The sequence below is a fragment of the Pseudarthrobacter sp. 01T43 genome (assembly GCF_056398665.1).
Window position 1 is genome coordinate 1 of record NZ_JBFTPV010000011.1, and the last position, 25,277, is coordinate 25,277.

The following is a 25,277-nucleotide window of genomic DNA, read 5'->3' on the forward strand; positions in this document are numbered from 1 at the left end:
CAACAACAGCACCAAGATCGAACCGGCGTCCACCGTGGCAGACACCTCCATGATCTGCCGAAACCACCATCCGGGGCCAGAGCCTGGGGCGAGGTGAGGGATCGCTTTCTCCCACCACGGCGCGACAGCGACGCTGAACCGCTAGCCTGAAGGAAGCAGGGCGGCGCAGCCGCCTGCCCTATTCCAGGAGGCATACGGTGGAATCGGCCAAGACAAGCATCATCGCGGGCATCGTCCTGATGGCGATGGGCCTGCTGTTCCTGCTGGACCGGCTCGGCGTGGTGGACAGCGGCGTCTACGTGCCTGCCCTCATGTTCGCCGCGGTGGGCGCGGTGTTCCTGGCGCTCTTCGTCCGCCGCCGGGACTTCTGGTGGGCTGCGATCCCCGGCTCCGTGTTCCTGGGCCTGGCCGCGGTCATCACGGCCACGCAGGTGGCGCCCGGCAGTGCGGCCGGCGCCTTCCTGTTCCTGTTCATGGCAGCCGGATTCGCCGCGGTCTACCTGCGCCAGACGGCCAACTGGTGGGCGGTCATTCCGTGCGGGGTGCTGTTCACTCTGGCCGTCATTGTGGCACTCCCGGCCCTGCAGGGCATGGCCGTGGCCGCTGTCCTGTTCCTCGGGCTGGCGGCCACCTTCGTTGTGCTGTCGGCTGTTCCGGTCCGGACCCCCGGTCGCAACGTTCCGATGAAGTGGCCCCTGATTCCGGCTGCCGTCCTCGGCGTCATGGGGCTGATCTTCGCGCTGCAGGCCACGGCGCTGCTCGTTCCCCTGGAGTTCGCCGTCCCCACCGTCATGATCCTGGCGGGGATCGCCCTGCTGGTCTACGCCTACCGCGCCCGGGGCCACGGACCGCGGACACACTAGCGCGTATCCACGTCCTCGAACACCAGGAACGTCTGGGTGTCCAGGACGCCGGGCATGGACTGCAGCTGGTCGAAGATCACCCGGCGGAGGTCGGTGTTGTCGATGGCGCGCACCAGCAGGATGACGTCGAAGTCCCCGCCCACCAGGGCAATGTGGTGGACCTCCGGGATGGCCTTGAGCTCTTCCCGGAGCTCCCGCCAGGAGTGCTGGCTGACTTTGAGGGTGACGTAGGCGGAGGACTTGAGCCCGGCCTTGATGGGGTCCACCAGGGCGGTGAACTTGGTCAGCACCCCTTCGCCGGTGAGCCGCGCGATCCGGGTGTAGGCGTGGGCCCTGGAGATGTGGACGTTCTGCGCCACCTGGGTGACGGACATCCGGCCGTCGCGGGTCAGCTCGGCGATGATGTGGCGGTCCACGTCGTCCAGCGGCGCCGGTTCGGCCTGGTCTGGTGTGCCTGCCAATCTGTCCACAGCTCCCTGCCATAGTGCTGCCCGTGCTTACGATTCGTCTTCCAGAATAGCCATCCTGCCCTGACTTCTCCATGATTCGGCTCAGGTCTGGATACGAAAGTTCGGTTAGGTCAATACTGGGAAGGAATAGTGGCTACAGAAGGACTGACCAATGACGATCTCCGCGGACCACACTGCGCCCCGAACTGACCCGGGCTCTGCGCCCGGCTCTGCGCCGGACCAGCCCCAACGCCGGCCTGCTGAAAATGCCGTGACCGAAGCCGTGCGCAAGTTCGGCATCACGGTTGAGGACTACATGCTCCCGGCCCGGCACCAGATCCAGATGGTGGACCCGGAGGGACGGCTCCTCGCCGAAGGCGAGCAGGGCACCGAACCCGGCCACGAGTACCCGTTGCCCGGCGATGAGGAACTGCTGGCAGCGTACGAGCAGCTCGTCGTCGGACGCCGCGTCAACGACCAGAACTCGGCACTCGTCCGGCAGGGGCGCATGGCCGTGTACCCGTCCAGCCACGGGCAGGAAGCCTGCCAGGTGGCCGCGGCGCTCTGCCTCGCCAAGGGCGACTGGCTGTTCCCCACCTACCGGGACGCCGTGGCGGTCATGACCCGCGGCGTTGATCCCGTGCAGACCATGACCATCTTCCGCGGCGACTGGCACAGCGGCTACGACCCCGCCAAGCACAAGGTGGGCATCCAGTGCACGCCGCTGACCACGCAGCTGCTGCACGCCGTCGGGGTGGCGCACGCCGCCAAGCTCCGCGGCGAGGACACCGTGGTCATGGCGATGTGCGGCGACGGCGCCACCAGCGAAGGCGACTTCCACGAAGCCCTGAACTTCGCCGCCGTCTTTCACCTGCCGGTCATCTTCTTCGTCCAGAACAACAAGTACGCCATCTCCGTTCCGCTGGCACACCAGTCCGTGGCCCCTTCCCTGGCGCACAAGGCTGTTGGCTACGGCATGGCCGGCGAACGCGTGGACGGCAACGATGTGGTGGCCCTCCTCGCCGTGCTGGACCGGGCCGTTGCGCTCGCCCGCGGCGGCTCGGGCCCGCTCCTGGTGGAGGCGAACACCTACCGGATGCAGGCGCACACCAACGCCGACGACGCCACCCGCTACCGGCAGGACAGCGAAGTTGCCGAATGGCTGGCCAAGGATCCGATCAGCCGGATGAAGACGTACCTCACCGGTCGTGGACTGCTGGACGACGACGGCGCCGCCAGGATCGCCGCGCATGCTGAGGACGTTGCCACTCAGCTTCGTGAAGGGCTGGGTGAGGACGTTCCCGTGGACCCCCAGGAGCTGTTCCGGCACGTGTTCTCCGAACCCACCCCCCAACTGAAGGAGCAGGCCGCCATGCTGGCCGACGAACTTGCCCGCGACGCGGCCTCCGGGGAGGCCTCCAAATGAGCCCGACAGTGACCACGTCCTCCGAAGCGAACGCCAACGTCAGTGCAGCCACCGCCCGGGCCGCCGCATCCGCCGCTTCCGCGGCTGAGGCTTCCGGCCCGCAGCCCATCACCATGGCCAAGGCCCTCAACACGGCCCTGGCCGACGCCATGCACGCCGACCCCTCCGTCCTGGTCTTCGGCGAGGACGTGGGCCAGCTGGGCGGGGTCTTCCGCATCACCGACGGCCTCACCCGCACGTTCGGCGAGCAGCGCTGCTTCGACACGCCCCTGGCCGAGTCCGGCATTGTGGGCATGGCCGTGGGCATGGCCATGAACGGGATGCGCCCCGTGGTGGAGATGCAGTTCGATGCCTTCGCCTACCCGGCGTTCCAGCAGATCGTCAGCCATGTGGCCAAGATGCACAACCGCACCAAGGGAGCCCTGAAGCTGCCCATGGTGATCCGGGTTCCGTACGCCGGCGGGATCGGGGGAGTGGAGCACCACTGCGACTCCTCCGAGTCGTACTACGCCCACACCGCCGGCCTGAAGGTCTTCACGCCCGCCACCGTGGCCGACGCCTACCGGATGCTGCGGGAGGCCATCGACTCGGACGATCCGGTCATGTTCATGGAGCCCAAGAAGATGTACTGGTCCAAGGACATGGTGGACCTGGCGGACCTGCGGGCTGCTCACGATGCGAATCTCAAGGCGGGGACGTCCTCTGAAGGCCGCGCCGCCGTCGCGCGTTCCGGCACTGACGCAACGCTCATCGCCTACGGGCCGTCGGTCCCCACCGCGCTCGCCGCGGCCGCCGCCTCGGCGGAAGAGGGCCGCTCGCTGGAAGTCATTGACGTCCGCTCCATCGTCCCGTTCGACGACGAGACCGTGTGCGCGTCCGTCCGCAAGACCGGCCGGGCCGTGGTGATCGCCGAGGCGCACGGCTTCGCGTCCGTGTCCTCCGAGATCGTGGCGCGGGTCCAGGAACGCTGCTTCCACCACCTCGCCGCGCCGATCCGCCGCGTGACCGGTTTCGACGTCCCGTACCCGGCGCCGAAGCTCGAGCACTACTACCTGCCCGGCGTGGACCGCATCCTCGACGCCGTTGACAACCTCCAGTGGGAAGACTGACCAATGAGCTCTGCACTGCAAGTATTTATGCTGCCCGACCTCGGCGAAGGCCTCACCGAAGCCGAACTGATCAACTGGCTCGTTTCCGTGGGCGACGAGATCCGCGTGGACCAGCCGATCGCCGAAGTGGAGACGGCCAAGGCCGTGGTGGAAGTGCCGTCGCCCTATGCCGGCACTGTGGCTCAGTTGCACGGCGAGCCCGGGCAGACGCTGGACGTGGGGAAGCCTTTGATCTCGGTGGCTCCTGTTGGTGCTGCGGTTCCGGGGGCCGGCGCGGATGATGCCGCCCCCGCCCCTTCGCCGGACGTTATTGCTGAGGAGCCGGTGGTTGAAGCTGCTGCAGCGAACGCTTACCGCGAGGAGGAGAAGGCCGGGTCCGGCAACGTCTTGATCGGCTACGGAACTCCCGGCGGTGCCGGACAGGTGCGGCGTACCCGGGCCCCGCGGAAGCTTTCGGTGGTTGAGCCTGCTGAAACCGATCCTGTGGAAACTCCGGATCTGGACCTCTCGCTGCTCCGCACCCGGGTGCCCGGGAAGCTTGGGGCTGTGATTTCGCCGCTGGTCCGGCGGATGGCCCGGGAACACGGCGTCGACCTGGGCGACGTCAGCGGGTCCGGCGACAGCGGGCTGATCATGCGCCGGGATGTTGAGGCGGCCATCAGTAGCCCCATCGCTGAGCCGAGCCCTGTGGTTGAGCCGAAGCGGGTGGTTGAGCCTGTTGAAGCCCAGGGCGGAGCCGATTCCCGCACCGGCCTGGGCATTTCCGCCCGGACGCCGGTCAAGGGTGTCCGCAAAGTCGTCGCCGCGAACATGACCCGGAGCCGGCAGGAGATTCCGGAGGCCACGGTCTGGGTTGACGTTGATGCCACTGCCCTGGTGGAGCTTCGGGCCGGGCTCAAGAAGTCCGATGCGCACGCCACGCCTGGCCTTCTCGCCTTCATCGCCCGTTTTGTCACGGCCGGGTTAAAACGATTCCCGGAGCTGAACACCCGCATCGAAACCACCGCGGACGGCGCCCAGGAGATCGTGGCCTTCGACGGGATCAACCTCGGCTTCGCGGCCCAGACGGACCGCGGACTGACGGTGCCCTCCATCCGCAACGCCGAGAAACTCAGCGCCCGCGAACTGGACGTGGAGATCCGCCGGCTCACCGCCGTCGTACGCGAGGGAAAGGGGACGCCCGAGCAGCTGGGCAGCGGCACCTTCACGCTGAACAACTACGGCGTGTTCGGCGTGGACGGATCCGCGGCCATCATCAACCACCCCGAGGTGGCGATCCTCGGCGTGGGGCGCATCATGGACAAGCCGTGGGTGGTGAATGGTGAACTCGCCGTCCGCAAGGTCACCGAACTGACGCTCACCTTCGATCACCGCGTGTGCGACGGCGGCACGGCAGCCGGGTTCCTCCGGTTCGTGGCGGATGCGATTGAGAACCCGGACAGCGTCCTGGCCGACATCTGAGACCATGAAGGCTGTGGTGGTGGGTGCGGGCATTGCGGGTCTTGTGGCGGCCCGCCAACTCGGCCTGGCCGGCTGGGACGTGGAGCTCCTCGAGAAATCCGCCGCTCCGCGCCCTGACGGCTACATGATGGACTTCTTCGGTCCCGGAGTGGAGGCCGCGGAGCGGATCGGCCTCTACCCGCGGCTCGCAGAGGTGGCCTACCACGTGGAGGCAGCGGAGTATGTTGACGCCGCCGGGCGCCCCACGTCCAGCCTCGACTACGACCGGTTCGCCAGGCTTGCCGGCGGGAAGGTCCTGAGCCTGCTGCGGCCGGACATGGAACGTGCCGCCCTCGCTGCCCTGGAGGACGTGCCCCCGGGCCGGGTGCGCGTCCGCTACGGGGCGCCGGTGTCCCGGATCTGGGGTGATGACGACGGCGTGCGGGTCGCGGTGGACGGCTCACCGGACGTGACGGTGGCCGCGGACGTCCTGGTAGGTGCTGACGGCGTCCACTCCGCCGTGCGGGCCCGGGTCTTCGGCCCCGAGCCGGAGTACCTGCGCCCCGTGGGCATGCGTGCCGCCGCGTTCATCGTGACCGACCCCATCCTGAATGCCCGTTTCCGGAACCGGTTCGTCCTCACCGACAGCATCAACCGGATGGCCGGTCTCTACAGCCTCCGCTCCGACGAAGTGGCGGCCTTCATGGTCTACCGGGATGCCACCGGCATGCCGGGGCACCAGCGGTCCGGGAGCCCGCGGGAGCGGCTGCGCCGGGAGTTCGCCGGACTCGGCCCCGCGGTGGACCGGCTGCTGGAACTGTGCCCCGAACATCCGTACGACGATCTGGTGGCACAGATTGTCATGCCGCACTGGCAGCGGGGACGGACCGTTCTGGTGGGGGACGCCTGCGGCGCCGTCTCACTCCTCGCCGGGCAAGGCGGCTCGCTCGCGATCGCCGGCGCCGCGCTGCTCGGGGACGTCCTGGGACCCGTGGCCTCACCGGCGGACATCGGTCCAGCGCTCGCCGAGTTCGAGCGACGCTGGCGCCCCACGGTCCAGGAGGCCCAGGCCGCCGGGCGACGCACAGCATCATCGTTCCTCCCCGCCAACCGGACCCAGCGCCTCCTGCGGCAGTGGATCATCCGGGCCACCCATCTGCCCGGAATCGACCGGCTGGTTGCCCGGCAGATCGTGGGACGAATCGCGAAGTAGGCGGGGAATCAGGCACCGCTCCTGGGCCGGACAACCAGCACGGGACATGGTGCATGGTGCATCACCTGGCTGGAGATTGATCCGAGCCGCAGCCCTGCGAACCCGCCATGGCCCCGGGATCCCACAACCAGCAGGTCCGCATCTTTGCTGGCTTCCAGCAAAGCGGTGGCAGCCAGGTCACGGACGAGTATTCCCTCGATGTCCACGCCGTCAGCAGCGACGGCCTTCAGTGCGTCGGCCTGGAGACGCTCAGCGGAGTGAAAGGAGTCGTTACTGCCGCTGTCCTCTACCGTTGACGGCACTGGAGGGTAGTGCCACGCGGTAACGGCACGGACCTTGCCGTGCCGGAGACGGGCTTCATCCACGGCCCACCGAAGAGCGGCCAGAGACTGCTCGGAACCGTCGACACCGGCCACGATGAGGAACCTGCCGCTAGCGTCCATTTCTTCTGCCCTTCCACCCGCCGACTCACTGCCACCGCCCGGCAGTGCCAGTCTGTGCCCGTCGCCCGAACGGGTCAAGGCCACGCGGCTAACCTCCACGGACCCTTCCCGCTAGGGCCAAGGAAGCCGGACTAGAATCCGTTCATGCGTCTGGCGATCATTGGAGCGGTACTGCTGGCGGCCGGCGCGGTGGCGGCGGTCACCGGGACGCTGCCCGCGGCTGACCTGGCCGCGCTGGTTGACCGGGTGGCGCCCATCCTGTTGTTCGTCGTCGCCATGACCGTGGTGACCGAGCTGGCCAGCGAGGCCGGCATCTTCCTGTGGATTGCGCGCCGGTTCCGGCACTGGGGCCGCGGCTACAGCTTCCTGCTCTGGCTGTTCCTGGCGGTGTTCGCCACGCTGAGCACCATCTTCCTTTCGCTGGACACCACGGCGGTGCTGCTGACCCCGGTGGTGGTTAGCGTGACCCGGCAGGCCGGCCTGCCGCCGCTGCCGTTTGCCCTGATGACCGTATGGCTGGCGAACACCGCGAGCCTGCTGCTGCCCATCTCCAACCTGACCAACCTGCTGGCGCAGCACAGCCTGGGCGGGATCAGCCCGGCCGGCTTCGCGGCCCTGATGTGGGCGCCGTCCCTCGCCGCGGTGCTGGTGCCGCTGGTGTTCATTGCCCTCGTTTTCCGCCGCGACCTGAGCAAACGCTATTCGCGGATCCCCGTGGGACGGGTCCGGCCGGATGCGGAAACCGGAAGCCCGACGGCGGCCTCCACGGACCGCGTCCTGCTCGGCGGTACCGCCGTCGTCCTGGCGCTGCTGCTGCCGGCTTTGGTGTCCGGCGTTCCGGTCTGGATCCCCGCCGTGGCTGCCGCGCTTGTGCTGGGCCTGATGTTCGCGCTCCGGCGGCCCCGGGTCCTCACGGTGCAGCTGGTGCCGTGGTCCCTGCTGCTGTTCGCCTCCGGACTCTTCCTGGTGATGGAAACCGCCCGCCACCTGGGCGCCTCGGCCTTCGTGGGCCAGCTCGCCGGGCAAGGCCAGAGCTTCCCTGAACTGCTTCGGCTCGCCGCGACGGGCGCGTTCGGTTCCAATATGCTGAACAACCTGCCCGCCTACCTGCTGGCCGAACCTCTCGCCCAGACGCCGCAGCGCATGGCGGCCCTGCTGATCGGGGTCAACGCCGGTCCGCTCATCACGCCGTGGGCGTCGCTGGCGACGCTGCTCTGGCACGACCGGCTGGTGCGGATGAACGTCCTGATCAGCTGGCGCGGCTACGCGCTCTTCGGCCTGATCGTTGCGCCCGTGACTGTGTTCGCGGCGGTCCTGGCACTGGCCGCCACGGGGTAACTTAGTCCAGACAGGAGGGAACGCCGTGAATCCAGCTAAAGATGAGATTGTGTCCGGATACAGCCGCGTGCGGCAGGAACTCGATGCCTGGCTGGCCGGCGCCAGCACGGAGGATCTTCGCCGCCGGAGCGACGGCACCAAGTGGACCAACGAGGAACTGCTCTTCCACATGGTCTTCGGGTACATGGTGGTCCGGGCCCTGCTTCCCCTGGTCCGCCTGGTCAGCCGACTGCCTGCCCCGGCAGGTAAGGCGTTCGCGGCGGTACTCAACGCGGGAACCCGGCCCTTCGACGTCGTGAACTATTGGGGCTCCCGCGCGGCGGCGACGGTCTTCAACCACCGGCGGATGGCGCGGAAACTCGGGAAGACCATCGCATCCCTGTCACGGCAGCTGGACCGCGAGACTCCCGGCAGCCTGTCCCGCTCCATGCCGTTCCCTGACAGATGGGACCCGTTCTTCGCACCCCTGATGAGCCTGAACGATGTCTACGCCTACCCCACCGTGCATTTCGACTTTCACGCCAAGCAGCTGAGCCTTCCGCCCGTGTAACGCGTTGCGGGGACAGAATAAAGCCAGGCCCCCATTTGCCGGACCACTTCACTCACCAGAAGGAGCGCCCCATGCTCAGCCTGCAGGACATCGATAACATCGTCCTCAACGGAGGCATCGTGGTGGACGCGGACGGGGAGAAGATCGGCTCCGTGGAACAGATCTTCACCAGCGGCGATTCCGGCGAGCCGGCCTTCGTCACCGTACGGACCGGCCTGTTCGGCATGTCCGAATCCTTCGCCCCGCTCACGGGCGCCAGCCTCGAGGAATCCGTGATCAGGGTGGCGTTCACGAAGGACACGGTGAAGAACGGCCCGCGGATCGAGAGCGACCGCGGCGCCATCACGGAGACGCAGGAACAGGAACTCTACAGCTACTACGGGCTTACTGCGCCGACGCAAACTGCGGCCGCAGCCGCGGTTACTGACGGAGGGAACGACGACGACGGCGAACGGCCCGCGGGGCAGGCACCACCGCACCCGCTGCCTCACGGTGGCCCGCCACCCGCGCCGCCGCACCTTCACAAACACGTGCCCCCGCACGCGCACCCGGGTCCGCACCCGCATCCCGGTCCGCACCCGCCGTCGGGTCCCCACTGATGAGAACGGAAGCGGCCATTTGGGCGGAGCGTGTATCGAAATCCCTTGGCGGGTTCCCTGTGCTGGACGACGTAACCCTTCGCGTGGGGCGGTCGGAAATCCACGCCTTAGTCGGGCTGAACGGAGCAGGGAAGACGACGTTGATGCGGATCCTGCTTGGCATGCTCAAACCGGACAGGGGTTCGGCTCACCTGGCGGGACTTCCGGTCTCCGGCGCAGGAGCGCAAGTGTGGTCACGGGTCGGGCAGATGCTGGAGACCCCGTTCGCGTATCCGGAGCTGACCGCTCACGAGAATGTGTACTGTTCCGCCCGCCTGCACGGATTGAGGAAGGACGCCGCCAGTTCCGCCGCGGGACGGGCATTGTCTGACCTGGGTCTGGACGAATATGCGGACCGGCGCGCCGGGACGCTGTCGCTGGGGAACCGGCAGCGCGTCGGTTTGGCAGCCGCCCTGGTCAAGAGACCGGACGTGCTTGTCCTGGACGAACCGACCAACGCATTGGACCCGCGCGGTGTCATCGTTCTTCGGCGGTTGCTCCAGGAAGCACGTACGGATAGGGGCGCGGCGATCCTGGTCTCCAGCCACCACCTTGACGAGGTTGCACGGATGGCTGACAGGATCAGCGTGCTTCACCGCGGAAGGATCATCGGCACGCTGCAGCCCGGGGCCGTGGACCTCGAACGTAGCTTCTTTGACTTGGTCCTGCAGTCCGACCTGAACGAGCAGGAGTAACGGTGGGCGCTTCCGGAACGGCCCGGGAGTTCGAGGCACTCAAGTTCCGCCGGGCACCGGTGGTTTGGACGGTCTCGGCCCTGATCGGCATTGCCCTGCCGGTGCTCGCAGCGGCCTTCATGGTCGCGGCCACCACCGACGGGTCCAGCCAGATCGGCCTCAAAGCCGCCGCCATGCTGACTGGTACGGGTTGGGCCGGGTATCTGGCAATGGTGGGAATGCTGCTGTCCGTCGGGGCGCTGATGGGTATCGGCTTCGTAGTGTGCTGGTGCTTCGGCCGCGAGTTCACCGAAAAAACCGAGGCGTGCCTGTTTGCCCTGCCGGTCACCCGGCGGCGGCTTGCCTACGCGAAGTTCACGGTGATTCTTCTCTGGTCCCTGCTGCTGTGCCTGGTCAGCGTCGCGGTTGCCTTTCTCGCCGGCGCGGTCATCGGCCTCGGCCTGCCCGGCACGGAAGTTCTGGTGGCCGCCGGCAAGGCATGGTGCGGCGGCGCCCTGGCGGCCATGCTCGCGTGCCCGCTCGCCGTAGTGGCCAGCGTGGCACACGGCTATCTTCCCGGCGTCGGCGCCCTGGTCCTGCTGGTGGTCACCACCCAGGTGGTGACGGCATTTGGCGCCGGAGCCTGGTTTCCCTACGCGGCACCCGGGCTGTGGATGGGCATGGGCGGCGCGGCGGCCGCCGAAACGGTCAGCCCTCTGCAGCTCTTCCTGTGCGTCCCGGTCTCCGCGCTCGGCATCGCCGCAACGGGCCAGTGGTGGAAGAACATGCAAATCAGCTCCGGCTGAGGTCAGGTCACGGGCGGTGACCTTCCTCGTAAACGTCCGGGACGCCGTCGTGGTCTGTGTCGATGGCCTCTTCCGCCTCCACGGCGCGGTATTGGCGGTTGCGGGTGACCAGCACTGCCGACGCCAGGAGGGCGGCCAGCAGCGACGCGGCCAGGATCCCCACCTTGGCGTGGTCATCATGGATGCTGCCCTGTCCGAAGCTCAGCTCCGCGACGAGAAGCGAAACCGTGAAGCCGATCCCGGCCAGGAGGGACACCCCGAACACGTCAATCCACTTCAAGGACTTGTCCAGCGACGCCCGGGTGGCCTTGGTGAGGAGCCAGGTTGTGCCCAGGATCCCGGCCGGTTTGCCCAGCACCAGTGCCACGATGATGCCGATGGCCACGGGGTCGGTCACGGCCGCGATCAGGCCGTCCCAGCCGCCCACGGCCACGCCGGCGGAGAAGAACGCAAAGACCGGGACCGCGATGCCGGCGGAAATAGGCCGAAACCGGTGTTCGAAGATCTCGGCGAGGCCGGGACCCGCAGCGGGGCCGCCGCTGGCAGCGGACCGGATCACCGGGATGGCGAACCCCAGCAGGACGCCGGCGACGGTCGCGTGGATACCGGAGGCGTGCACCAACGCCCAGGTGAGCACGCCCAGGGGGAGAAGGATTACCCATGCCGCGGCGGGTCTGGCGCCGAAGAACCGGCGGTATTTCCGGGCCAGGAAGGCATAGACCGCCAGTGGAATGAGGGCCAGCAGCAGCGGGCCGGCCTGGATGTTGCTGGAATAGAACACCGCAATGATGCTGATGGCCAGCAGATCGTCCACTGCGGCCAGCGTCAGCAGGAAGATCCGCAAAGCACTGGGCAGGTGGGAACCGATGATCGCCAGCACAGCCACGGCGAAGGCGATGTCCGTCGCCGTCGGGATGGCCCAGCCCCGCAAAGTCCCGGGACTGCTGAGATTGACCAAGGCATAGACAACGGCAGGGACCGCCACACCTCCGACGGCGGCGGCGATGGGCACCACGGACTTGCTGAACTGGCGAAGGTCGCCGGCCACGAACTCACGTTTGAGCTCCAGCCCCACGAGGAAAAAGAAGACCGCCAGCAACCCGTCGGCGGCCCAGGCCCCCAGGCTGAGGTCCAGATGCCACGGCTCGTACCCGACGCGGAAGTCGCGCAACGCGAAGTAACTCTCGGAAGCCGGCGAATTGGCCCAGATCAGGGCAATGACCGCTGCGGCGACCAGCAGGATGCCGCCAACGGTTTCCTTCCGCAGGATCTCGCCGATGCGCAGCACTTCGCGGTAGCTACCCCGGCCCAAGACGGAGGAACGCGGAGGGGTGGACGGATTCTTAGCCATGAAGGTGTCCTAAACAATGGGTCGACAAAGTACATGCCGACCAGACTTCCCGGCTCACCTCCAGCCAGTTTACCCGCCCGCATCTGCCGGTGTCCGGCAGCCATGGTGCTGCGGCCCGGACAACGGTGCGTAGTGGGGGCTGTAGAACTTGAGTACTGGTTACTCGTGCATCGCGCCGGCCAATTCGATTTACTTAAGCTGCCGGCGGGATTTAGGGTTGGTGCCCGCTACGGTCGCCGCCGGCGCCATTGACGCTTTTCCCTGAATCAATCAAAGCGCCGGCCTGTTGCGACGTGGCCAAGAGCGGGAGGGTCACATGCGAGTCAGACTTTCAACCGGAGACGCCGCAGATCCCATGGACTGCCCCCACCAGTTTGTAGGCAGTTGTGACGCGTGCTCGGCTGCGCCAGCGCCGGCGCATTCTGCCGGACCGTGGGCCGCTAACCCGTGGGAACTTCGCCTGCCCGCTCTTCCCACAACAGGTGCGGGTCCTCATGAGGATTACGCGGATTACGGGGAGCCGCCCAGCTAGGGATTCCTGAACGCGCCGACGATGACCTGTTCGGCGGCGGTGGGCTGCCTCGTGGCGGAGCGGGCCAGTTGGATGCGCCATGACAGTGGCGTGTGAATAGCCCGGATGTCCTTTCCTTGGCCGTGCTGCAGTGCCGTCTCGGGCAGGAAACTCACGCCCAGGCCCTCCCGGATCAGGTCTATGGCCATGGTGAAGGACACCACCTCGGTGTGGACCGTGCGCTGCAGCCCCGACGCGGCGAAGGCGGCGTCCACTGTGGTGCGGTTGCCCCAGCCCTCGGGAAAGTCAATGAAGGGCTCATTCGCGATCTCGGCCAGGCTCACGCGTTTCCGGCCGGCCAGGGGGTGGGATTCCGGGCAGACAAAGACGATTCCCTCGGCGTGCAGGGGGTACAGCTCGAGGCCGGACGCAGCCTCTTCGGGCACGGAAACCAAGGCCAGATCCAGCGCTCCGGACCGGACATCGGCCAGGCTGGTGCGGGTTCCCTGGACGGTCTGGCGCAGCTTAACGACGATGCCCGGATAGTCGCGCCGGACCGTCCGCAGGATCTGCAGCACGTCGACTGAACCGGCATGGGCCAGGATGCCCAGGGCCACGCTCCCGCGCACCGTCCCCCGAACGGCGTCGACGGCGTCCCGCGCGGCCTGCACGTCGGCCAGGATGGCGCGGGCACGGGGGAGCAGGGCCTCCCCGGCGGGCGTAAGGCGGATACTTCGGCCCTGGCGGATGAACAGCTCGGAACCCAGATCGTGTTCGAGCTGGCGGATCCCCGCAGACACGGCGGACTGGACGATATTGACGCGCTGGGCTCCCCGCGTAAAGCTCAGTGCCTCGGCCACCGCGATGAAGTACTCAACCTGAAAAAGCTGCATGGACTCTATTATCGCCGATGACGATGGGTATCAGCGTGAATAAACGTTGGACGCGATGTAACCAAGAGCCAATACTGAAGCAATGACGCAAACTTCAACTTCCCCCTCCCTCCGGGCCGGCCCATCCCATCGGGCGCACCAGCGCCGGTATGGACGCGGCTTCTGGATTGTCACGTTCGTCTTTATGATCACCATGGCGTTCGCCGCCGCCCCGGCCCCGCTGTATGTGCTCTACCAGCAGCGGGGCGGATTCAGTGCCTTTACCATCACGGTCATCTTTGCCGCCTACGCCGTGGGCGTGGTGGTGAGCCTGTTCCTGGCCGGGCACATTTCGGACAGGTTCGGCCGCCGCCGCGTGATCGCGCCGGCCGTGCTGCTCAACGTCGTCGCCGCCCTCATCTTCCTGGTCTGGCCCGACCTGCCCGGCCTGGTGCTGGCCCGGTTCATTTCCGGTCTCGGCATCGGCATGCTGACCGCCACTGCCACCGCACACATGACCGAACTGCACAGTGCGGCACGCCCCGGTGCCGGGTCCCGGCGCGCGGAGGTCATCTCCACCGCCGCCAACATCGGCGGACTGGGCCTGGGGCCGCTCGTCACGGGCTTCCTCGCCGAGTACGTGCCCATGCCGCTCTACACCCCGTACGTGGTGTTCGCGTTCCTGCTGCTCGCCGGCTTGCTGCTGATCGTGACGGTCCCCGAGACCGTCAACAACGTCGACGAAACCTGGGTCTACCGGCCGCAGCGCGTCGTTGTCCCTCGCTCCGCCCGCGGGCAGTATGCGGCAGCGGCCATGATGGCATTCGTCGGGTTCGCCATGTTCGGCTTCTTCACCTCCCTGGCGCCATCCTTCGTGGCCAAGCAGCTGGGCATCACCTCGCACGTGGTGGCCGGCGCCGTCGCCTTCGTGGTCTTTGCGTCCTCGGCGGCGTTCCAGGTGCTGTCCTCCCGCTGGGCACGCACCACGCAGTTGGTGGTCGGCCTGATCCTGCTGGGCTCCGGACTGGTACTGGTCACCGCATCCATCGCCGCCTCCTCGCTGCCCCTGCTGATCGCCGGCGGCATCGTTGCCGGGTCCGGCGTAGGCGTGACTTTCAAGTCCGCGATCGGCACCGTCATCTCCATCTCCGCCCCGGAGACCCGCGGGGAGGCTCTGGCCGGGCTCTTCCTGGTGGGCTACGTGGGCATGGCCCTGCCGGTGGTGTTGCTGGGGCTGATCCTGCAAACTGTGGCCCTGGTTCCGGCCGTGGTGATGTTCGGCGTGGTCATGCTGGCACTGATCATCATCACCGCCCTGACCCTGGCCCGCACCTATGGCCGGAGACAAACCGCCGCGCGCTGACTGAACTCCTGACAAGTACGACGCCGGCACTCGAGGTGAGTGCCGGCGTCGTACGTGAGTGCGAGAGGGTTGCTTACCTTTAGCTGCCGATCGACGGCGTCGCCGGCACCTCCGGGCGCTTCTCGGACCGCTCGTTGGGAACCGTGACCATGATGGCGACGATGGCCACCACCACCATCAGCAGGTTGAACAGGATGCCCACGGCGCCGCCGAACCGCAGGGCCACGTTCTGCTGATTTCCGATGAACAGGCCCCAGGACTGGATGGTGGCGGGGTCCATGGCCTGGGCCGCGACGTAAAGTGCTGCCGAGATCGCCACGCCGATCGCGTTGCCCAGCGACGAGGCCATCTTGTAGATGCCCGCGGCGGCCCCGGCCTCATCGTCGGGCACGTTGGACAGCGCGGCGTCCGTGGACGGCGTCGCGTAGAAGCCCAGTCCGACGCCGAACAAGGTGAAGCCGATGACGGCCAGCACAATGTACTGCCCGATCAGCGTGAACGTCATGGACGTCATGAGGATCCCGACGCCGGCGATCGCGCTGCCCCAGATCATGGGCCGCTTCGGGCCGAAACGCTGGAGCAGTTTCTCACCCACGCGGATGGTGGCCAGGATTGCCACCAGGTAGCCGAGGGTCAGCAGGCCCGACTGCAGCGAGGACATGCCCGCGGCCACCTGGACCAGGCCCAGGGACACGATCAGCGTGCCGGCCGCGCCGTTGAGCAGGAAGTTGGAGAGCGTAGCGCCGGCGAAGGTGGCGTTCCCGAACAGTTTCAGGTTCAGCACCGGGTTGGCGCGGCTCGTTTCAATCCCGAAGAACACCAGCGCACCCACCACGGCCACCACAATCAGCCCGATGCCCGTCAGGCTCAGCCAGCCGATCCGCGGGCCCTGGGAGATGTAGACGTTCAGTGCCACCAGCGCGACGACCAAGGTGATCATGCCGCCCCAGTCGAACCGGCCGCCGGCCTTCGCGGCGGACTTGGACTCCGGGGTGCCGCGCAGCAGGAAGAGTGCCACCACGGACAGCACGATCGAGATCCAGAAGATGGAGCGCCAGCCCAGGAACGACGTCGCCATCAGGCCGCCGAACAGGGCACAGAAACCCGACCCGCCCCACGACCCGATGGACCAGAAGGACAGCGCCCGCTGGCGTTCCTTCCCCTCGTAGTAGAACTTCACCAGCGCCATGGTGGAGGGCATGATGCACGCGGCGGACAGCCCCTGGACCACGCGGCCGCCGAGCAGCGCAGCGGCGGTGAGGCCGCCGGCGTTTTCCGGGGTCAGGGCGATCAGCAGCGAGCCGAGGATGCTCAGGTAGATGCCGAGGTACATGATCTTCACGCGGCCCAGCCGGTCCGCGAGGCCGCCGGCCACCACAATGAAAATGCCGGAGAACAGGGACGTGATGGACACGGCCAGGTTCCCCAGCGTCCGTTCGATCCCCAGCGACCCCTGAATGCCGGGGATGACGTTCAACAGGGTCTGCGCGAACAGCCAGAAGTTGATGACCGCCAGGACGATGCCGATCAGCCACGCATCGTTCGGCTTCCACTGGGTTGAGGTTTTCGCTGACGACTGGACAGTGCTCATGGCTTACGCATCCTTGGCTAAATAGGACATTGCGGCAACAACCTGGGCCTGCACGCCCAGGGACAGCGTCGGATCCAGCACCGGCGCGAAGAAGGGGGAGTGGTTCCCCGGGATGTCCTGGGAAACCGTCCCGCGCTCGACGGCGGCCCGGTACTGTTCCGGGTCATGGCCGCCCAGGAGCCAGAACGTGTAGGGGACGCCGAAGGCGTCGGGGATGCGGCTGAAGTCCTCCGACGCGGTCTGCGGCGTGGCAGGGAGCACGGCGCCCGAGTCGAAGTGCTCCTTGAAGGCGGCCGTGACTTTGTCCGTCACGCCGGCGTCGTTGCTGGTGAGCGGGAACTGGTCGTAGTACTCGAATTCCGGCTCCCGGGGCGACCCGGCGGTGACGCACTCGCCCCGGACGATCCGCTCGATCGCGGCGAGCACAGCGGAGCGGACCTGGTTGTCGTAAGTGCGGATGTTTAGCAGCAGGGTAGCGCGGTCCGGGATGATGTTCGACTTCCTACCCGCGTTCAGCGCCCCGACGGTGACCACCGCGAAATCGCCCGGTTTGGTCTCACGTGAAACGACGGTCTGCAGCCGGAGCACAATCGAGGACGCCAGCACCACCGGGTCCACCGCCATGTGCGGCATGGACCCGTGCGCCCCCTTGCCGTAGACCGTGATCTTCAGCGAATCCCCCGCGGACAGGACAGGACCGGCTGTGGTGGCCAGCGTCCCCGCCGCGATGGGCATCACGTGCTGGGAGAGCGCGACGTCGGGGCGCGGCACCTTGGTGACCAGGCCGTCGTCGACCATTGCCTGCGACCCGGCACCGATCTCCTCCGCCGGCTGGAACAACGCGACATAGGTCCCGGACCACGCCTCGCGGCCGTCCGCCATCAGCTTGGCGGCGCCGAGCAGGGTGCTGACGTGGACGTCGTGCCCGCAGGCGTGCATTACCCCGTCCACTTCCGAGGAGTAGGGGAGCCCCGTGGCCTCGGTGACGGGGAGCGCGTCCATGTCCGCGCGGGCCAGGACGGTGCGGCCGTCGCCGTTCGTGAGGACGCCCACGACGCCGGTGCCTCCGATGCGTGTGACCTCGTAGCCGAAGGAGGTGAGTTTCTCCTGGACGACGCCGGCGGTCTGCTGCTCCTGGAGGCTCAGTTCGGGATGTCGATGGAGGTGGGTGTAAAGGTCCCGGACCCAGCCGAGCTCCGAATCAAGTCCTGCCAAAACTGTGTCGTAGCCGCTCATGCGAATCACTCTCTGAGGAGTCGGGGCGCCTGGGCCAGCCAGACGCAACTGGCGTATTTAGCTTAGACCCGGACACCCCGGGATGTGTTTAGTTCTGAGTAGCGTTCGCTCCGGGGCCCGGCCGGCCCTCCTCGTTGACGCTCACCAGAGCCGCTATTCTTTTCAGCTCCTGCAGTATTTCCAGTTGCTCACGGTTAATGGTGATGAGAAGTTCGATCTCTTCCTTGGCCCTTATGTTGGTGTCGAAGTCGTGCTTGGCCATGGCCGCCGCGATGGCGTCCTGTCGCTTGGCGGCGATGAGGAGAATGGCACCTTGGAGTCCTGCCAGCATGGAGAGCAGCAGGTTCAAGAGGATGTAAGGGTATGGGTCCCATGCCTGGGTCGCCAGCGCCCAGCTGTTGATGGCGGCCCAGATGATCATGAAGCCGATAAAACTTCCCACGAAGGGCCAGCTCCCCATCCCGTTCCGCATGATGTCGGCGGCGCGTTGGCCTTTGGTCAGGGAAGCTTTGTGTCTGTCGTGCCAAGTGTTCTGTTGATCGGTCATCACTCAGACTAAGCCGGGCCGGGGCGCGGTTGCGCCCGATGCGGTTACAGCGTTCACAGGCCAGGGGACAGGCCCGGCCAGTAAGATGTGGCGGGTGACGAGAAACGGCAGGCGCCCCAGGCTGACCAGGCAGGAATGGATCAAGTACGGTGCACTATTTGTGCTCGCTGTGGTTGCCTTCGGAGTGGCAGCTCTTGCCCTGACGAATCCGCGGGGGCCAAGTGAACCCGCCAGCCCCGTGCCGGCAAAGGTGGCCGCGCCAACTGCCACCGCGTCCCCGGCTGCCACGCCGGCGCAGACGCCGACGGCTACGGCGACCGCCGCTGCGACTGCCGCTCGGCTGCGGATTGAGCTTCCCGCGAAGCCCGTCCTCCTGATTCTTGGCGATTCGTACACCGCCGGGGTAGGTGCGGACCGGGAGGATCAGGGGTGGGCGTATGTTGTTGCCCGCGCGCTCGGGTACCCCACCAACATCGACGGTCTGGGCGGAACCGGTTTCGCGTGGGGCGGAGGCCCGAAGGACGACGGTGGGCAGGAGTACGAAGTCCGGTTACGGAAAATCTCCCAGGACACGCGCTTCGTCCCCAACCTCCTCATCCTTCAGGGCGGCCAGAACGACTCCCAGCTCACCAACCCGGATGAACTCAAGACCGCCACGGCGCAGACCATCGAAGCGGCCCGCAGGTTCTGGCCCGGCATCCAGGTGGTTGTTGTTGGACCCTCCGCCCCGCAGCCCCACGCGGAGGAACTGCGCGACGCGAACACAGCCGTCCGCGCCGGGGCAGCAGCGGCCAACGCCCCGTTCATCGACGCCTACGGGGCCGGCTGGTTCACGGGTGCCAACAGCCCGGGGTTCAGTGCTGACGCGGCGCACCCGAACACCAGCGGCCACGCTTATCTTGCGAAGAAGTTCCTGGAGGCGTGGGCCGCGCTGACTAAATCCTGAGTAAGGGCAGCGACGCACCGCTCGATAGCGGGCCATATCAGCCTTGGTTCAGACCCCGAATGATCCGTCCTCGCATTTCGATGAGCTCGTCGATCGAGGCCGTGTGATCCAGCTGTGAGGCCAGTTCCCGGATTTGGACTAGCAGCTCCCGGTCATGGTCTGACAGATCGAACAGCGGATGGTGGATGTCGGGTGTGGCTGCTGCCTGTTCTTCAGTGAACTGATACGGAAAGCACTCTCGAAAGGGGACGCCCGCACCCGGCGGAGCGCCGCCGTCGGACGTTCCCTGCTGGTCCCGCCTCCCGGAAACCCCGGGAAGCCATGGGTAGAATCGAGGCCAGTAGAACGCAAAGTACATCCGGAGGTACGGAGTAACAATGTCAGAATGGCTCGAAGTCGGCGCGGACACGTACGTGCTGGTCACCGAAGGTTCGCTGCTGAACACCGGACTGGTGGTTGGTTCGGAGCGTGCCATGGTGGTGGACACCGGCTGCGGGCCGCGGCAGGGGCGCGAGATCCTGGACGCGGTGCGGGAGAAGACGGAACTGCCGCTGGTCGTCGTCAATACCCACGCGCACTACGACCATTTCTTCGGCAACGCCGTGTTCGCCTCCGACGGCGTAACCGAGTTCTGGGCGCACGAAAACTGTGCGCGCGAGATCGACAGCCACGGGGACCTGCAGCGCCGCTTTGTGGGAACGCTGGAGCCCGAGATGTCCACCGGTGAAGGCGAGAACGTGGAGCTGGTGGTGCCCAACGCGATCGTCCGGGACCAGCCCGTACTGGTGGACCTCGGCGGGCTGACGGTCACCCTCTTCCACCTGGGCCGCGGCCATACCGACGGCGACCTCCTGGTGGGCACGCCCACCACCCTGTTCGCGGGCGACCTCGTGGAGCAGGGCGCGCACCCCTCCTTCGAGGATTCCTACCCGGAGGACTGGGCCGACTCCCTGCGCCACATCTCAGCCCTGCGCCACCGCTACGAATTCCTCATCCCCGGCCACGGCCAGCCCTGCAGCGACCAGTTCGTCAAGACCATGGCCAACACCATGACCACCGCGGTCCGGCAGGCCCAGACTTCCATCCGTGAAGCCCCCTCCGACGCCACAAAGGCCATCCCCGTGCTGCCCTACGGCCCGGAGCAGTCACGCTGGTTCATCAAGCGGCTGCAGGAAACGCGTCCGCTGCACTGAGGTTTCGTTCCACTCCGCTCGTTTCTTATCGCGGCTGCTTATTTGACCGTCAGTGTCCCGTGCATGTTCGGATGATACGTGCAATGGAAGGCATAGGTCCCCGGCTGCGACGGGGCCGTAAAGGTGGCCGTGCCCCCGTTGGCTTTGACCTTCGCATCAAACGCCTGGCCCTGGTCCGCGGTCACGGTATGGTCCGCGCTGTCCTGGTTTGTCACCTTTACCGTAGCGCCGGGGGACACCGTGATCGGATCCCCGTACGCGAAGCTCTTGATGGTGATGGCCGGCGCTGCGGAACTTGTCATCCCCTGGGCCGGCGAAGCCGTTGCCTGCGGCGCCGGCGAACCGCCGCCCGGGGCGCACCCGGCCAGCCCGGTCACAAGCGCGGCCAGAATCAGCGTAGTCCTTACCTTCCCAACATTCATGGCTATGGTCCTCGGTCCCGGAGTGAGTGCTTTGGATAGGTTCCCCCTGCATGCCATTTTGCTCCCGGCCGCCGCGAAATGACACCCGCAAGCCGTGGTTGTCGAAGGGCTACAGCGGGACCACCAGCACGGGGACGCCCGAGAACTCCAGCACCCGCAGGGTGTGGCTGCCGATGTACGGGGTTGCGCTGCCGGGCCGGTCCACCAGCGCCACGACGATCAGGCCGGCATGGACTTCGCGGGCGTCGGCCAGGATTTCGGCTGCCACCCGTCCGGTGCGCCGGCTGATGGACACCTCCAGGCCAGCCGCCGTGCCCAACGAAGCCACATGGCGGAGGGCCGCCTCGGCGGCAAGATCGGCTTGTTTCGCCAACGCGTCCGGGTTGATGCTCGCCGGATGCCCGGCCAACGCCAGGGGGTCCCTGACGGTAACCACCCTCAGGTGCGCGCCCAGCCGTCGGGCATAATCGACGGCGACTTCCGCAGCCCGGAACGCCGCAGGGGAATCGTTCACCGCCACCAGGATCACATCGCTCACGGCGTGGCCTTCCTGTCCGCGGCCCACCGGAGCCGCAGGCTCTCTTCCAGTTCCTGCGCGTCCAGTTGCCGCCGGATGTCCACCAGTTCGTTTTCCAGCCGCGGTATCCACCGGTTCTCCACCGCCCGTTGCCGGGTCCGGGCCGCAGCAAGCTCCGCCGTCACCAGCATTTCGGCCCGCTGGACCGCCGCGTACCGCACCCCGGCCTCCAGCGCCCGGCGGTGTACCGTGGCCGCGTAGGACAAGGCCGAGCTTCCGCCCGTCAGGGGAACAGCCGGGAAACTGCATGCGGGATCGTCGGGATACACCACGCCCATGGTGCTGGCCCAGCGCAGCTGCACCGCGGCGGGCACCGGCGGCGCGGCCGCCTCAATCTGCCCCGTTCCGTCCAGCGCGGCGGAACGGCGCAGCCAGAGCGCCGCTTCCTTCGCCAGCTCCTCCCACGCCGCGCGGGCCCGCTCCGACCGGAACTGCAGCCGTTCCAGCTCGTCAGCCAGGATGTGCTGCTTGCGGTCCAAAAGGCGGGCGCCGTGTTGGGCCGTGGTCAGCCGGCGCTCCAGCCGGACCTTGCCTGCCCGTCCCGTGCTTCTCATGGCCGGTGGTCCCCATAGTTGCCGCCGCCGCGCGCATCATCCGGGCCAGGTTCGTCCGGGTGGGGAAGGTAGCGTTCCAGGAATGCCGTGGACACCATGGTGAGCTCCTGTTCCGGCAAGGCCGCCAGCGCGGCCCAGGCCCGGCCGAGGGTATCGTCCAGGGTCCGGAGCTCGTCGCGGCCCTGGTTGAAGAGCCCGGTTTCGGCCAGGGTCCGGTATTGGATGTAGCTGCGGTCGGTTTCGCTCAGCGCCGCGGTGCCCACGAGCTCAGCCAGTTCGGTGGCCTGCCGGGCGCGTGCCATGGCGGCAAGAACCTGGGCCGCGACGTCCAGATGGTCCTCGCGGGTCCGGCCTTTGCCCGCGCCGCTGCGCATCAGCCGCGACAACGAGGACAGCACGTCCACCGGCGGGTAGATGCCCCGCGCGGCGATCTCCGGCGACAGGACGATCTGACCCTCGGTGATGTACCCGGTCAGGTCCGGGACCGGGTGCGTGATGTCTCCGGCCGGCATGGTCAGCACCGGGACAATCGTCACGGAACCCTGGTGGCCTTTGACCCGGCCGCAGCGCTCGTACAGGGTGGCCAGGTCGCTGTACAGGTACCCGGGGTAGCCGCGCCGGGCCGGGATCTCACGCCGCGCCGCGGAGACCTCCCGCACCGCCTCGGCATAGCTCGTCATGTCCGACATGATCACCAGGACGTCATGGCCCTCGGTGTACGCCAGGTGTTCGGCGACGGTCAGTGCGATCCGCGGGGTGAGGATCCGTTCAATGACCGGATCGTCGGCGGCGTTGAGGAGGAGCACCAATTCGCCGCCCGCAGAGCGTTCCTCCAGCCGGTCCCGGACGTAGGCGATGTCCGCGTGGGTCAGGCCCATGGCGGCAAACACCACGCGGAAGGACTGTCCGCCCGAGGTGGCCTGCGCCGCGATCTGGGTGGCCAGTGTCAGGTGCGGAAGGCCCGGCACCGAGAAGATGGGAAGCTTCTGGCCCCGCACCAGGGTGGTCAGGCCGTCGATGACTGAAATCCCGGTCAGGACCGGTTCCTGCGGCGATTCCCGGAACACCGGGTTCAGCGGCCAGCCGCTCACGGGAAGGGTGGCGGTGCCTGTGACGGGAGGGCCGCCGTCGACCGGTTCCCCGCGCCCGTTGCAGACCCGGCCCAGCCAGTCGTTTCCCACCCGGATATGCAGGGGCCGGCCCTCAAACCGGATCCGGATCCCGCCCAGCGACATGCCGTCGGTGCTTTCCAGCACCTGGAGGGTGGCGAGGTCCTGGTCCACTTCCAGCACCAGGCCGTGGCGGCGCTCGCCGCCGTCCAGGTCGATGGTGGCGAACTCGTCCCAGCCCACGCCGTCGATCCCGCCGGCCACCAGCAGCGGCCCGCGGAGCTCCCGGACGTCCCCGTGCGAAATCTGCCCGGCCAGGCCTTCCGTGCTGCTCACTGCAAGGCCTCCAATGCTTTGAGTACTTGGGCGCTGCGGGCGGTCACAGCGGCAGCATCCCCGGGCCCGGTTTCCTCGCGGGCCCGGAGGACCGGGCCCAGATCGGCCCGTTCCACGGTGGTGGCGGCCACGCCGCGTTCCACGAGTTCCTGGCAGGCATCGACGACGTCGAGCACCAGGTCCAGCAACGCGGCGCCTTTTTCCGCGGAACAGAACGCGTCGTTGGGACTCAGCGCGTTCTGCATCAGGACGCCGTCCCGCAGCAGGCGGCCGCCCAGCAGCACCATCCGTTCGTGGCCGGGCAACGATGAGGTGCCGATGATTTCCGCGAGCTCGGCGAGGCGGTCCGCCTCGGCCAGCAGCGCGGCGGCACGGGCCCGGCGCGTGGCCCAGCCCGGCTGTCCGTTGCTCGCATGCCAGCTGCCGATGGCCTCGGCGTCGCGGGCGAACGAGCCGGTCCAGCTGACAGCCGGATAATGCCGGGAGTAGGCCAGGTCCCGGTCCAGCGTCCACAGGGACCGGACAAAGCGCTGGGTGTCCGTGGTGACCGGCTCGGTCATGTCGCCGCCCGGCGGGGAAACGGCCCCGATCACGGTCACGGACGCGGTCTTCCCGCCGAGCGTGGTCACCCGGCCGGCCCGCTCGTAGAAGGAGGCCAGTTCGGAGGCGAGGTTGGCTGGGTAGCCCTCTTCCGCGGGAAGGTCGCCGTTGCGGTTGGCGAACTCACGCAGTGCCTCAGCCCAGCGGGAGGTAGAGTCCGCGATCACCACCACGTCGTACCCCATGTCCCGGTAATACTCCGCCACGGTGATGCCGGTGAAGATGCTCGCCTCACGCGCCATCATGGGCATGTTAGAGGTGTTGGCGATGATGACGGTCCGGTCAATCAGCTTCCCCCCGGTGCGGCCGTCCTCAAGCTGGGAGAGCCCGTCCAGGACGTCCGCCATTTCGTTGCCGCGTTCCCCGCAGCCCACATAGACAATGACGTCGGCGTCGCTCCATTTCGCGATCTGCTGCAGCATCACGGTCTTGCCGGTCCCGAAACCGCCAGGGACTGCCGCGGCAGCTCCCCGCGCCACCGGAAACATCAGGTCCAGGACCCGCTGGCCGGTGTGCAGCGGCACGGTGCCGGTGTGCCGGGACCGGAAAGGACGGGGGCGGCGCACGGGGCACTGTTCGGACAGGGCCACCTCGCGGCCGTCCACCACCGCCACCGTGTCCAGGACATGGAGCGTGCTTGCCGGGGCTATCCAGCTGAGCTCACCGGACACGCCTGCGGGAACCAGGACGCGGTGCTCCACGGACCCGGACTCGGGCACGGTGCCCAGGACGTCGCCGGCCGAGACCAGGGTCCCGGCCGCCGCCACCGGCTTGAAGGTCCAGTCCCGGGCCAGGACCGTGGGGTCCTCCGCTGATCCTGACCGCACGGGCGTCAGCCACATCGACGCCGACGACAGCGGGCGCATGAGGCCGTCGAAGACCTGGCCCAGCAGGCCCGGGCCCATCAGCCCGGACAGCTCACCGCCGGTGGGGGCAGCGATATCGCCGGCTTTCAGCCCGCCGGTGTACTCATACGCCTGAAGGGTCGCCCGGGTCCCGGCGATGGCCACCGTTTCGGCGCTGATCCGGCTCGGTCCCACGGCGATCAGCTCCAGCATGGACAGCGCCTCCACGCCCTCGATTTCCAGGAGGGGACCGCTGATCCGGACCACGGTGCCCT

General features: G+C 67.6%; 25 protein-coding genes. 13 read left to right on the forward strand and 12 right to left on the reverse strand.

Annotated features, from left to right (window positions below):
- Window positions 1–197: 197 nt before the first annotated feature.
- Window positions 198–863: a hypothetical protein gene (locus AC1DIM_RS11630; protein WP_477710640.1), complete on the forward strand. Its 666-nt coding sequence runs from the start codon at window positions 198–200 to the stop codon at window positions 861–863.
- Here AC1DIM_RS11630 and AC1DIM_RS11635 read toward each other — a convergent pair.
- Window positions 860–1,324 carry an Lrp/AsnC family transcriptional regulator gene (locus AC1DIM_RS11635; protein WP_477710641.1) on the reverse strand — a complete coding sequence of 155 codons (465 nt, stop codon included), beginning with the start codon at window positions 1,322–1,324 and terminating at the stop codon, window positions 860–862. The two genes, AC1DIM_RS11630 and AC1DIM_RS11635, sit on opposite strands and share 4 nt — an antisense overlap.
- A gap of 160 nt (window positions 1,325–1,484) precedes the next feature.
- Between AC1DIM_RS11635 and pdhA the strand changes: the two genes are divergently transcribed.
- Genes pdhA through AC1DIM_RS11655 form a run of 4 tightly spaced genes read left to right on the forward strand, consistent with a single transcriptional unit; the run spans window position 1,485 to window position 6,500 of the window.
- Window positions 1,485–2,738 (forward strand): pyruvate dehydrogenase (acetyl-transferring) E1 component subunit alpha, encoded by a 1,254-nt coding sequence (gene pdhA, locus AC1DIM_RS11640; RefSeq protein ID WP_477710642.1) that lies wholly within the window; start codon window positions 1,485–1,487, stop codon window positions 2,736–2,738.
- The gene (locus AC1DIM_RS11645; RefSeq protein ID WP_477710643.1) at window positions 2,735–3,847 is read left to right on the forward strand and encodes an alpha-ketoacid dehydrogenase subunit beta; all 1,113 of its coding nucleotides are present in this window, start codon (window positions 2,735–2,737) and stop codon (window positions 3,845–3,847) included. The genes pdhA and AC1DIM_RS11645 overlap by 4 nt, the downstream gene beginning before the upstream one ends.
- A gap of 3 nt (window positions 3,848–3,850) precedes the next feature.
- Window positions 3,851–5,308: a dihydrolipoamide acetyltransferase family protein gene (locus AC1DIM_RS11650; RefSeq protein ID WP_477710644.1), complete on the forward strand. Its 1,458-nt coding sequence runs from the start codon at window positions 3,851–3,853 to the stop codon at window positions 5,306–5,308.
- A 4-nt stretch (window positions 5,309–5,312) separates the two neighbouring features.
- Entirely contained in the window at window positions 5,313–6,500 is a 1,188-nt protein-coding gene (locus tag AC1DIM_RS11655; protein WP_477710645.1) for an FAD-dependent monooxygenase, read from the forward strand.
- Between the two features lie 8 nt (window positions 6,501–6,508).
- Here the strand turns inward: AC1DIM_RS11655 and AC1DIM_RS11660 are convergent, their stop codons facing one another.
- Complete coding sequence (locus tag AC1DIM_RS11660; protein ID WP_477710646.1) at window positions 6,509–6,943, reverse strand: universal stress protein; 435 nt, start codon at window positions 6,941–6,943, stop codon at window positions 6,509–6,511.
- 144 nt (window positions 6,944–7,087) lie between these two features.
- Here AC1DIM_RS11660 and AC1DIM_RS11665 point away from each other — a divergent pair, with 144 nt between their 5' ends.
- The 5 genes from AC1DIM_RS11665 (at window position 7,088) to AC1DIM_RS11685 (ending at window position 10,949) form a co-directional block, all read left to right on the forward strand.
- Window positions 7,088–8,281 carry an SLC13 family permease gene (locus AC1DIM_RS11665; protein WP_477710647.1) on the forward strand — a complete coding sequence of 398 codons (1,194 nt, stop codon included), beginning with the start codon at window positions 7,088–7,090 and terminating at the stop codon, window positions 8,279–8,281.
- A gap of 25 nt (window positions 8,282–8,306) precedes the next feature.
- Window positions 8,307–8,831: a DinB family protein gene (locus tag AC1DIM_RS11670; RefSeq protein WP_477710648.1), complete on the forward strand. Its 525-nt coding sequence runs from the start codon at window positions 8,307–8,309 to the stop codon at window positions 8,829–8,831.
- Window positions 8,832–8,902: 71 nt separating this feature from the next.
- Window positions 8,903–9,430, forward strand: a complete 528-nt coding sequence (locus AC1DIM_RS11675; protein ID WP_477710649.1) for a PRC-barrel domain-containing protein — start codon at window positions 8,903–8,905, stop codon at window positions 9,428–9,430.
- Window positions 9,430–10,164 (forward strand): ABC transporter ATP-binding protein, encoded by a 735-nt coding sequence (locus AC1DIM_RS11680; RefSeq protein WP_477710650.1) that lies wholly within the window; start codon window positions 9,430–9,432, stop codon window positions 10,162–10,164. Before AC1DIM_RS11675 ends, AC1DIM_RS11680 begins: the two co-directional genes overlap by 1 nt.
- A 2-nt stretch (window positions 10,165–10,166) precedes the next feature.
- Complete coding sequence (locus AC1DIM_RS11685; protein WP_477710651.1) at window positions 10,167–10,949, forward strand: ABC transporter permease; 783 nt, start codon at window positions 10,167–10,169, stop codon at window positions 10,947–10,949.
- 7 nt (window positions 10,950–10,956) lie between these two features.
- On the opposite strand, the gene nhaA is transcribed toward AC1DIM_RS11685, so the two are convergent.
- Together nhaA and AC1DIM_RS11695 are read right to left on the reverse strand one after the other, a co-directional pair.
- Entirely contained in the window at window positions 10,957–12,300 is a 1,344-nt protein-coding gene (gene nhaA / locus AC1DIM_RS11690) for a Na+/H+ antiporter NhaA (RefSeq protein WP_477710652.1), read from the reverse strand.
- 528 nt (window positions 12,301–12,828) lie between these two features.
- Window positions 12,829–13,704, reverse strand: a complete 876-nt coding sequence (locus tag AC1DIM_RS11695) for a LysR family transcriptional regulator (RefSeq protein ID WP_477710653.1) — start codon at window positions 13,702–13,704, stop codon at window positions 12,829–12,831.
- An 82-nt stretch (window positions 13,705–13,786) separates the two neighbouring features.
- On the opposite strand from AC1DIM_RS11695, the gene AC1DIM_RS11700 reads away from it, so the two are divergent.
- Entirely contained in the window at window positions 13,787–15,046 is a 1,260-nt protein-coding gene (locus tag AC1DIM_RS11700; RefSeq protein ID WP_477710654.1) for an MFS transporter, read from the forward strand.
- Between the two features lie 79 nt (window positions 15,047–15,125).
- On the opposite strand, the gene AC1DIM_RS11705 is transcribed toward AC1DIM_RS11700, so the two are convergent.
- From AC1DIM_RS11705 to AC1DIM_RS11715, 3 genes are all read right to left on the reverse strand, one after another.
- Window positions 15,126–16,637 (reverse strand): MFS transporter, encoded by a 1,512-nt coding sequence (locus AC1DIM_RS11705; RefSeq protein WP_477710655.1) that lies wholly within the window; start codon window positions 16,635–16,637, stop codon window positions 15,126–15,128.
- 3 nt (window positions 16,638–16,640) lie between these two features.
- Window positions 16,641–17,873: an amidohydrolase gene (locus tag AC1DIM_RS11710; RefSeq protein ID WP_477710656.1), complete on the reverse strand. Its 1,233-nt coding sequence runs from the start codon at window positions 17,871–17,873 to the stop codon at window positions 16,641–16,643.
- Between the two features lie 88 nt (window positions 17,874–17,961).
- Window positions 17,962–18,420 carry a DUF1003 domain-containing protein gene (locus AC1DIM_RS11715; RefSeq protein ID WP_477710657.1) on the reverse strand — a complete coding sequence of 153 codons (459 nt, stop codon included), beginning with the start codon at window positions 18,418–18,420 and terminating at the stop codon, window positions 17,962–17,964.
- Window positions 18,421–18,505: 85 nt separating this feature from the next.
- Here AC1DIM_RS11715 and AC1DIM_RS11720 point away from each other — a divergent pair, with 85 nt between their 5' ends.
- The gene (locus AC1DIM_RS11720) at window positions 18,506–19,366 is read left to right on the forward strand and encodes an SGNH/GDSL hydrolase family protein (protein ID WP_477710658.1); all 861 of its coding nucleotides are present in this window, start codon (window positions 18,506–18,508) and stop codon (window positions 19,364–19,366) included.
- Window positions 19,367–19,743: 377 nt separating this feature from the next.
- Window positions 19,744–20,559 carry an MBL fold metallo-hydrolase gene (locus AC1DIM_RS11725; protein ID WP_477710659.1) on the forward strand — a complete coding sequence of 272 codons (816 nt, stop codon included), beginning with the start codon at window positions 19,744–19,746 and terminating at the stop codon, window positions 20,557–20,559.
- A 38-nt stretch (window positions 20,560–20,597) separates the two neighbouring features.
- Here AC1DIM_RS11725 and AC1DIM_RS11730 read toward each other — a convergent pair whose 3' ends face one another.
- The 5 genes from AC1DIM_RS11730 to AC1DIM_RS11750 form a co-directional block, all read right to left on the reverse strand.
- Complete coding sequence (locus AC1DIM_RS11730; protein ID WP_477710660.1) at window positions 20,598–20,981, reverse strand: cupredoxin domain-containing protein; 384 nt, start codon at window positions 20,979–20,981, stop codon at window positions 20,598–20,600.
- Window positions 20,982–21,090: 109 nt separating this feature from the next.
- The gene (locus AC1DIM_RS11735) at window positions 21,091–21,519 is read right to left on the reverse strand and encodes a universal stress protein (protein WP_477710661.1); all 429 of its coding nucleotides are present in this window, start codon (window positions 21,517–21,519) and stop codon (window positions 21,091–21,093) included.
- The gene (locus AC1DIM_RS11740) at window positions 21,516–22,112 is read right to left on the reverse strand and encodes a V-type ATP synthase subunit D (RefSeq protein WP_477710662.1); all 597 of its coding nucleotides are present in this window, start codon (window positions 22,110–22,112) and stop codon (window positions 21,516–21,518) included. Before AC1DIM_RS11740 ends, AC1DIM_RS11735 begins: the two co-directional genes overlap by 4 nt.
- Window positions 22,109–23,557 carry a V-type ATP synthase subunit B gene (locus AC1DIM_RS11745; protein WP_477710663.1) on the reverse strand — a complete coding sequence of 483 codons (1,449 nt, stop codon included), beginning with the start codon at window positions 23,555–23,557 and terminating at the stop codon, window positions 22,109–22,111. The genes AC1DIM_RS11740 and AC1DIM_RS11745 overlap by 4 nt, the downstream gene beginning before the upstream one ends.
- A complete protein-coding gene (locus tag AC1DIM_RS11750) occupies window positions 23,554–25,269 on the reverse strand; it encodes a V-type ATP synthase subunit A (protein ID WP_477710664.1) in 1,716 nt (571 codons plus the stop codon). Before AC1DIM_RS11750 ends, AC1DIM_RS11745 begins: the two co-directional genes overlap by 4 nt.
- Between the last annotated feature and the right edge of the window lie 8 nt (window positions 25,270–25,277).

Excerpts from the sequence above, each read along its gene's own strand:
- AC1DIM_RS11675 (WP_477710649.1), top strand. The coding sequence starts at position 8,903 with ATGCTCAGCCTGCAGGACATCGATAACATCGTCCTCAACGGAGGCATC.
- AC1DIM_RS11700 (WP_477710654.1), top strand. The coding sequence starts at position 13,787 with ATGACGCAAACTTCAACTTCCCCCTCCCTCCGGGCCGGCCCATCCCAT.
- AC1DIM_RS11655 (WP_477710645.1), top strand. The coding sequence starts at position 5,313 with ATGAAGGCTGTGGTGGTGGGTGCGGGCATTGCGGGTCTTGTGGCGGCC.
- AC1DIM_RS11710 (WP_477710656.1), bottom strand. The coding sequence starts at position 17,873 with ATGAGCGGCTACGACACAGTTTTGGCAGGACTTGATTCGGAGCTCGGC.
- AC1DIM_RS11720 (WP_477710658.1), top strand. The coding sequence starts at position 18,506 with ATGTGGCGGGTGACGAGAAACGGCAGGCGCCCCAGGCTGACCAGGCAG.
- AC1DIM_RS11650 (WP_477710644.1), top strand. The coding sequence starts at position 3,851 with ATGAGCTCTGCACTGCAAGTATTTATGCTGCCCGACCTCGGCGAAGGC.
- pdhA (WP_477710642.1), top strand. The coding sequence starts at position 1,485 with ATGACGATCTCCGCGGACCACACTGCGCCCCGAACTGACCCGGGCTCT.
- AC1DIM_RS11715 (WP_477710657.1), bottom strand. The coding sequence starts at position 18,420 with ATGACCGATCAACAGAACACTTGGCACGACAGACACAAAGCTTCCCTG.
- AC1DIM_RS11705 (WP_477710655.1), bottom strand. The coding sequence starts at position 16,637 with ATGAGCACTGTCCAGTCGTCAGCGAAAACCTCAACCCAGTGGAAGCCG.
- AC1DIM_RS11695 (WP_477710653.1), bottom strand. The coding sequence starts at position 13,704 with ATGCAGCTTTTTCAGGTTGAGTACTTCATCGCGGTGGCCGAGGCACTG.
- AC1DIM_RS11680 (WP_477710650.1), top strand. The coding sequence starts at position 9,430 with ATGAGAACGGAAGCGGCCATTTGGGCGGAGCGTGTATCGAAATCCCTT.
- AC1DIM_RS11730 (WP_477710660.1), bottom strand. The coding sequence starts at position 20,981 with ATGAATGTTGGGAAGGTAAGGACTACGCTGATTCTGGCCGCGCTTGTG.
- nhaA (WP_477710652.1), bottom strand. The coding sequence starts at position 12,300 with ATGGCTAAGAATCCGTCCACCCCTCCGCGTTCCTCCGTCTTGGGCCGG.
- AC1DIM_RS11660 (WP_477710646.1), bottom strand. The coding sequence starts at position 6,943 with ATGGACGCTAGCGGCAGGTTCCTCATCGTGGCCGGTGTCGACGGTTCC.
- AC1DIM_RS11740 (WP_477710662.1), bottom strand. The coding sequence starts at position 22,112 with ATGAGAAGCACGGGACGGGCAGGCAAGGTCCGGCTGGAGCGCCGGCTG.
- AC1DIM_RS11665 (WP_477710647.1), top strand. The coding sequence starts at position 7,088 with ATGCGTCTGGCGATCATTGGAGCGGTACTGCTGGCGGCCGGCGCGGTG.
- AC1DIM_RS11725 (WP_477710659.1), top strand. The coding sequence starts at position 19,744 with ATGTCAGAATGGCTCGAAGTCGGCGCGGACACGTACGTGCTGGTCACC.
- AC1DIM_RS11645 (WP_477710643.1), top strand. The coding sequence starts at position 2,735 with ATGAGCCCGACAGTGACCACGTCCTCCGAAGCGAACGCCAACGTCAGT.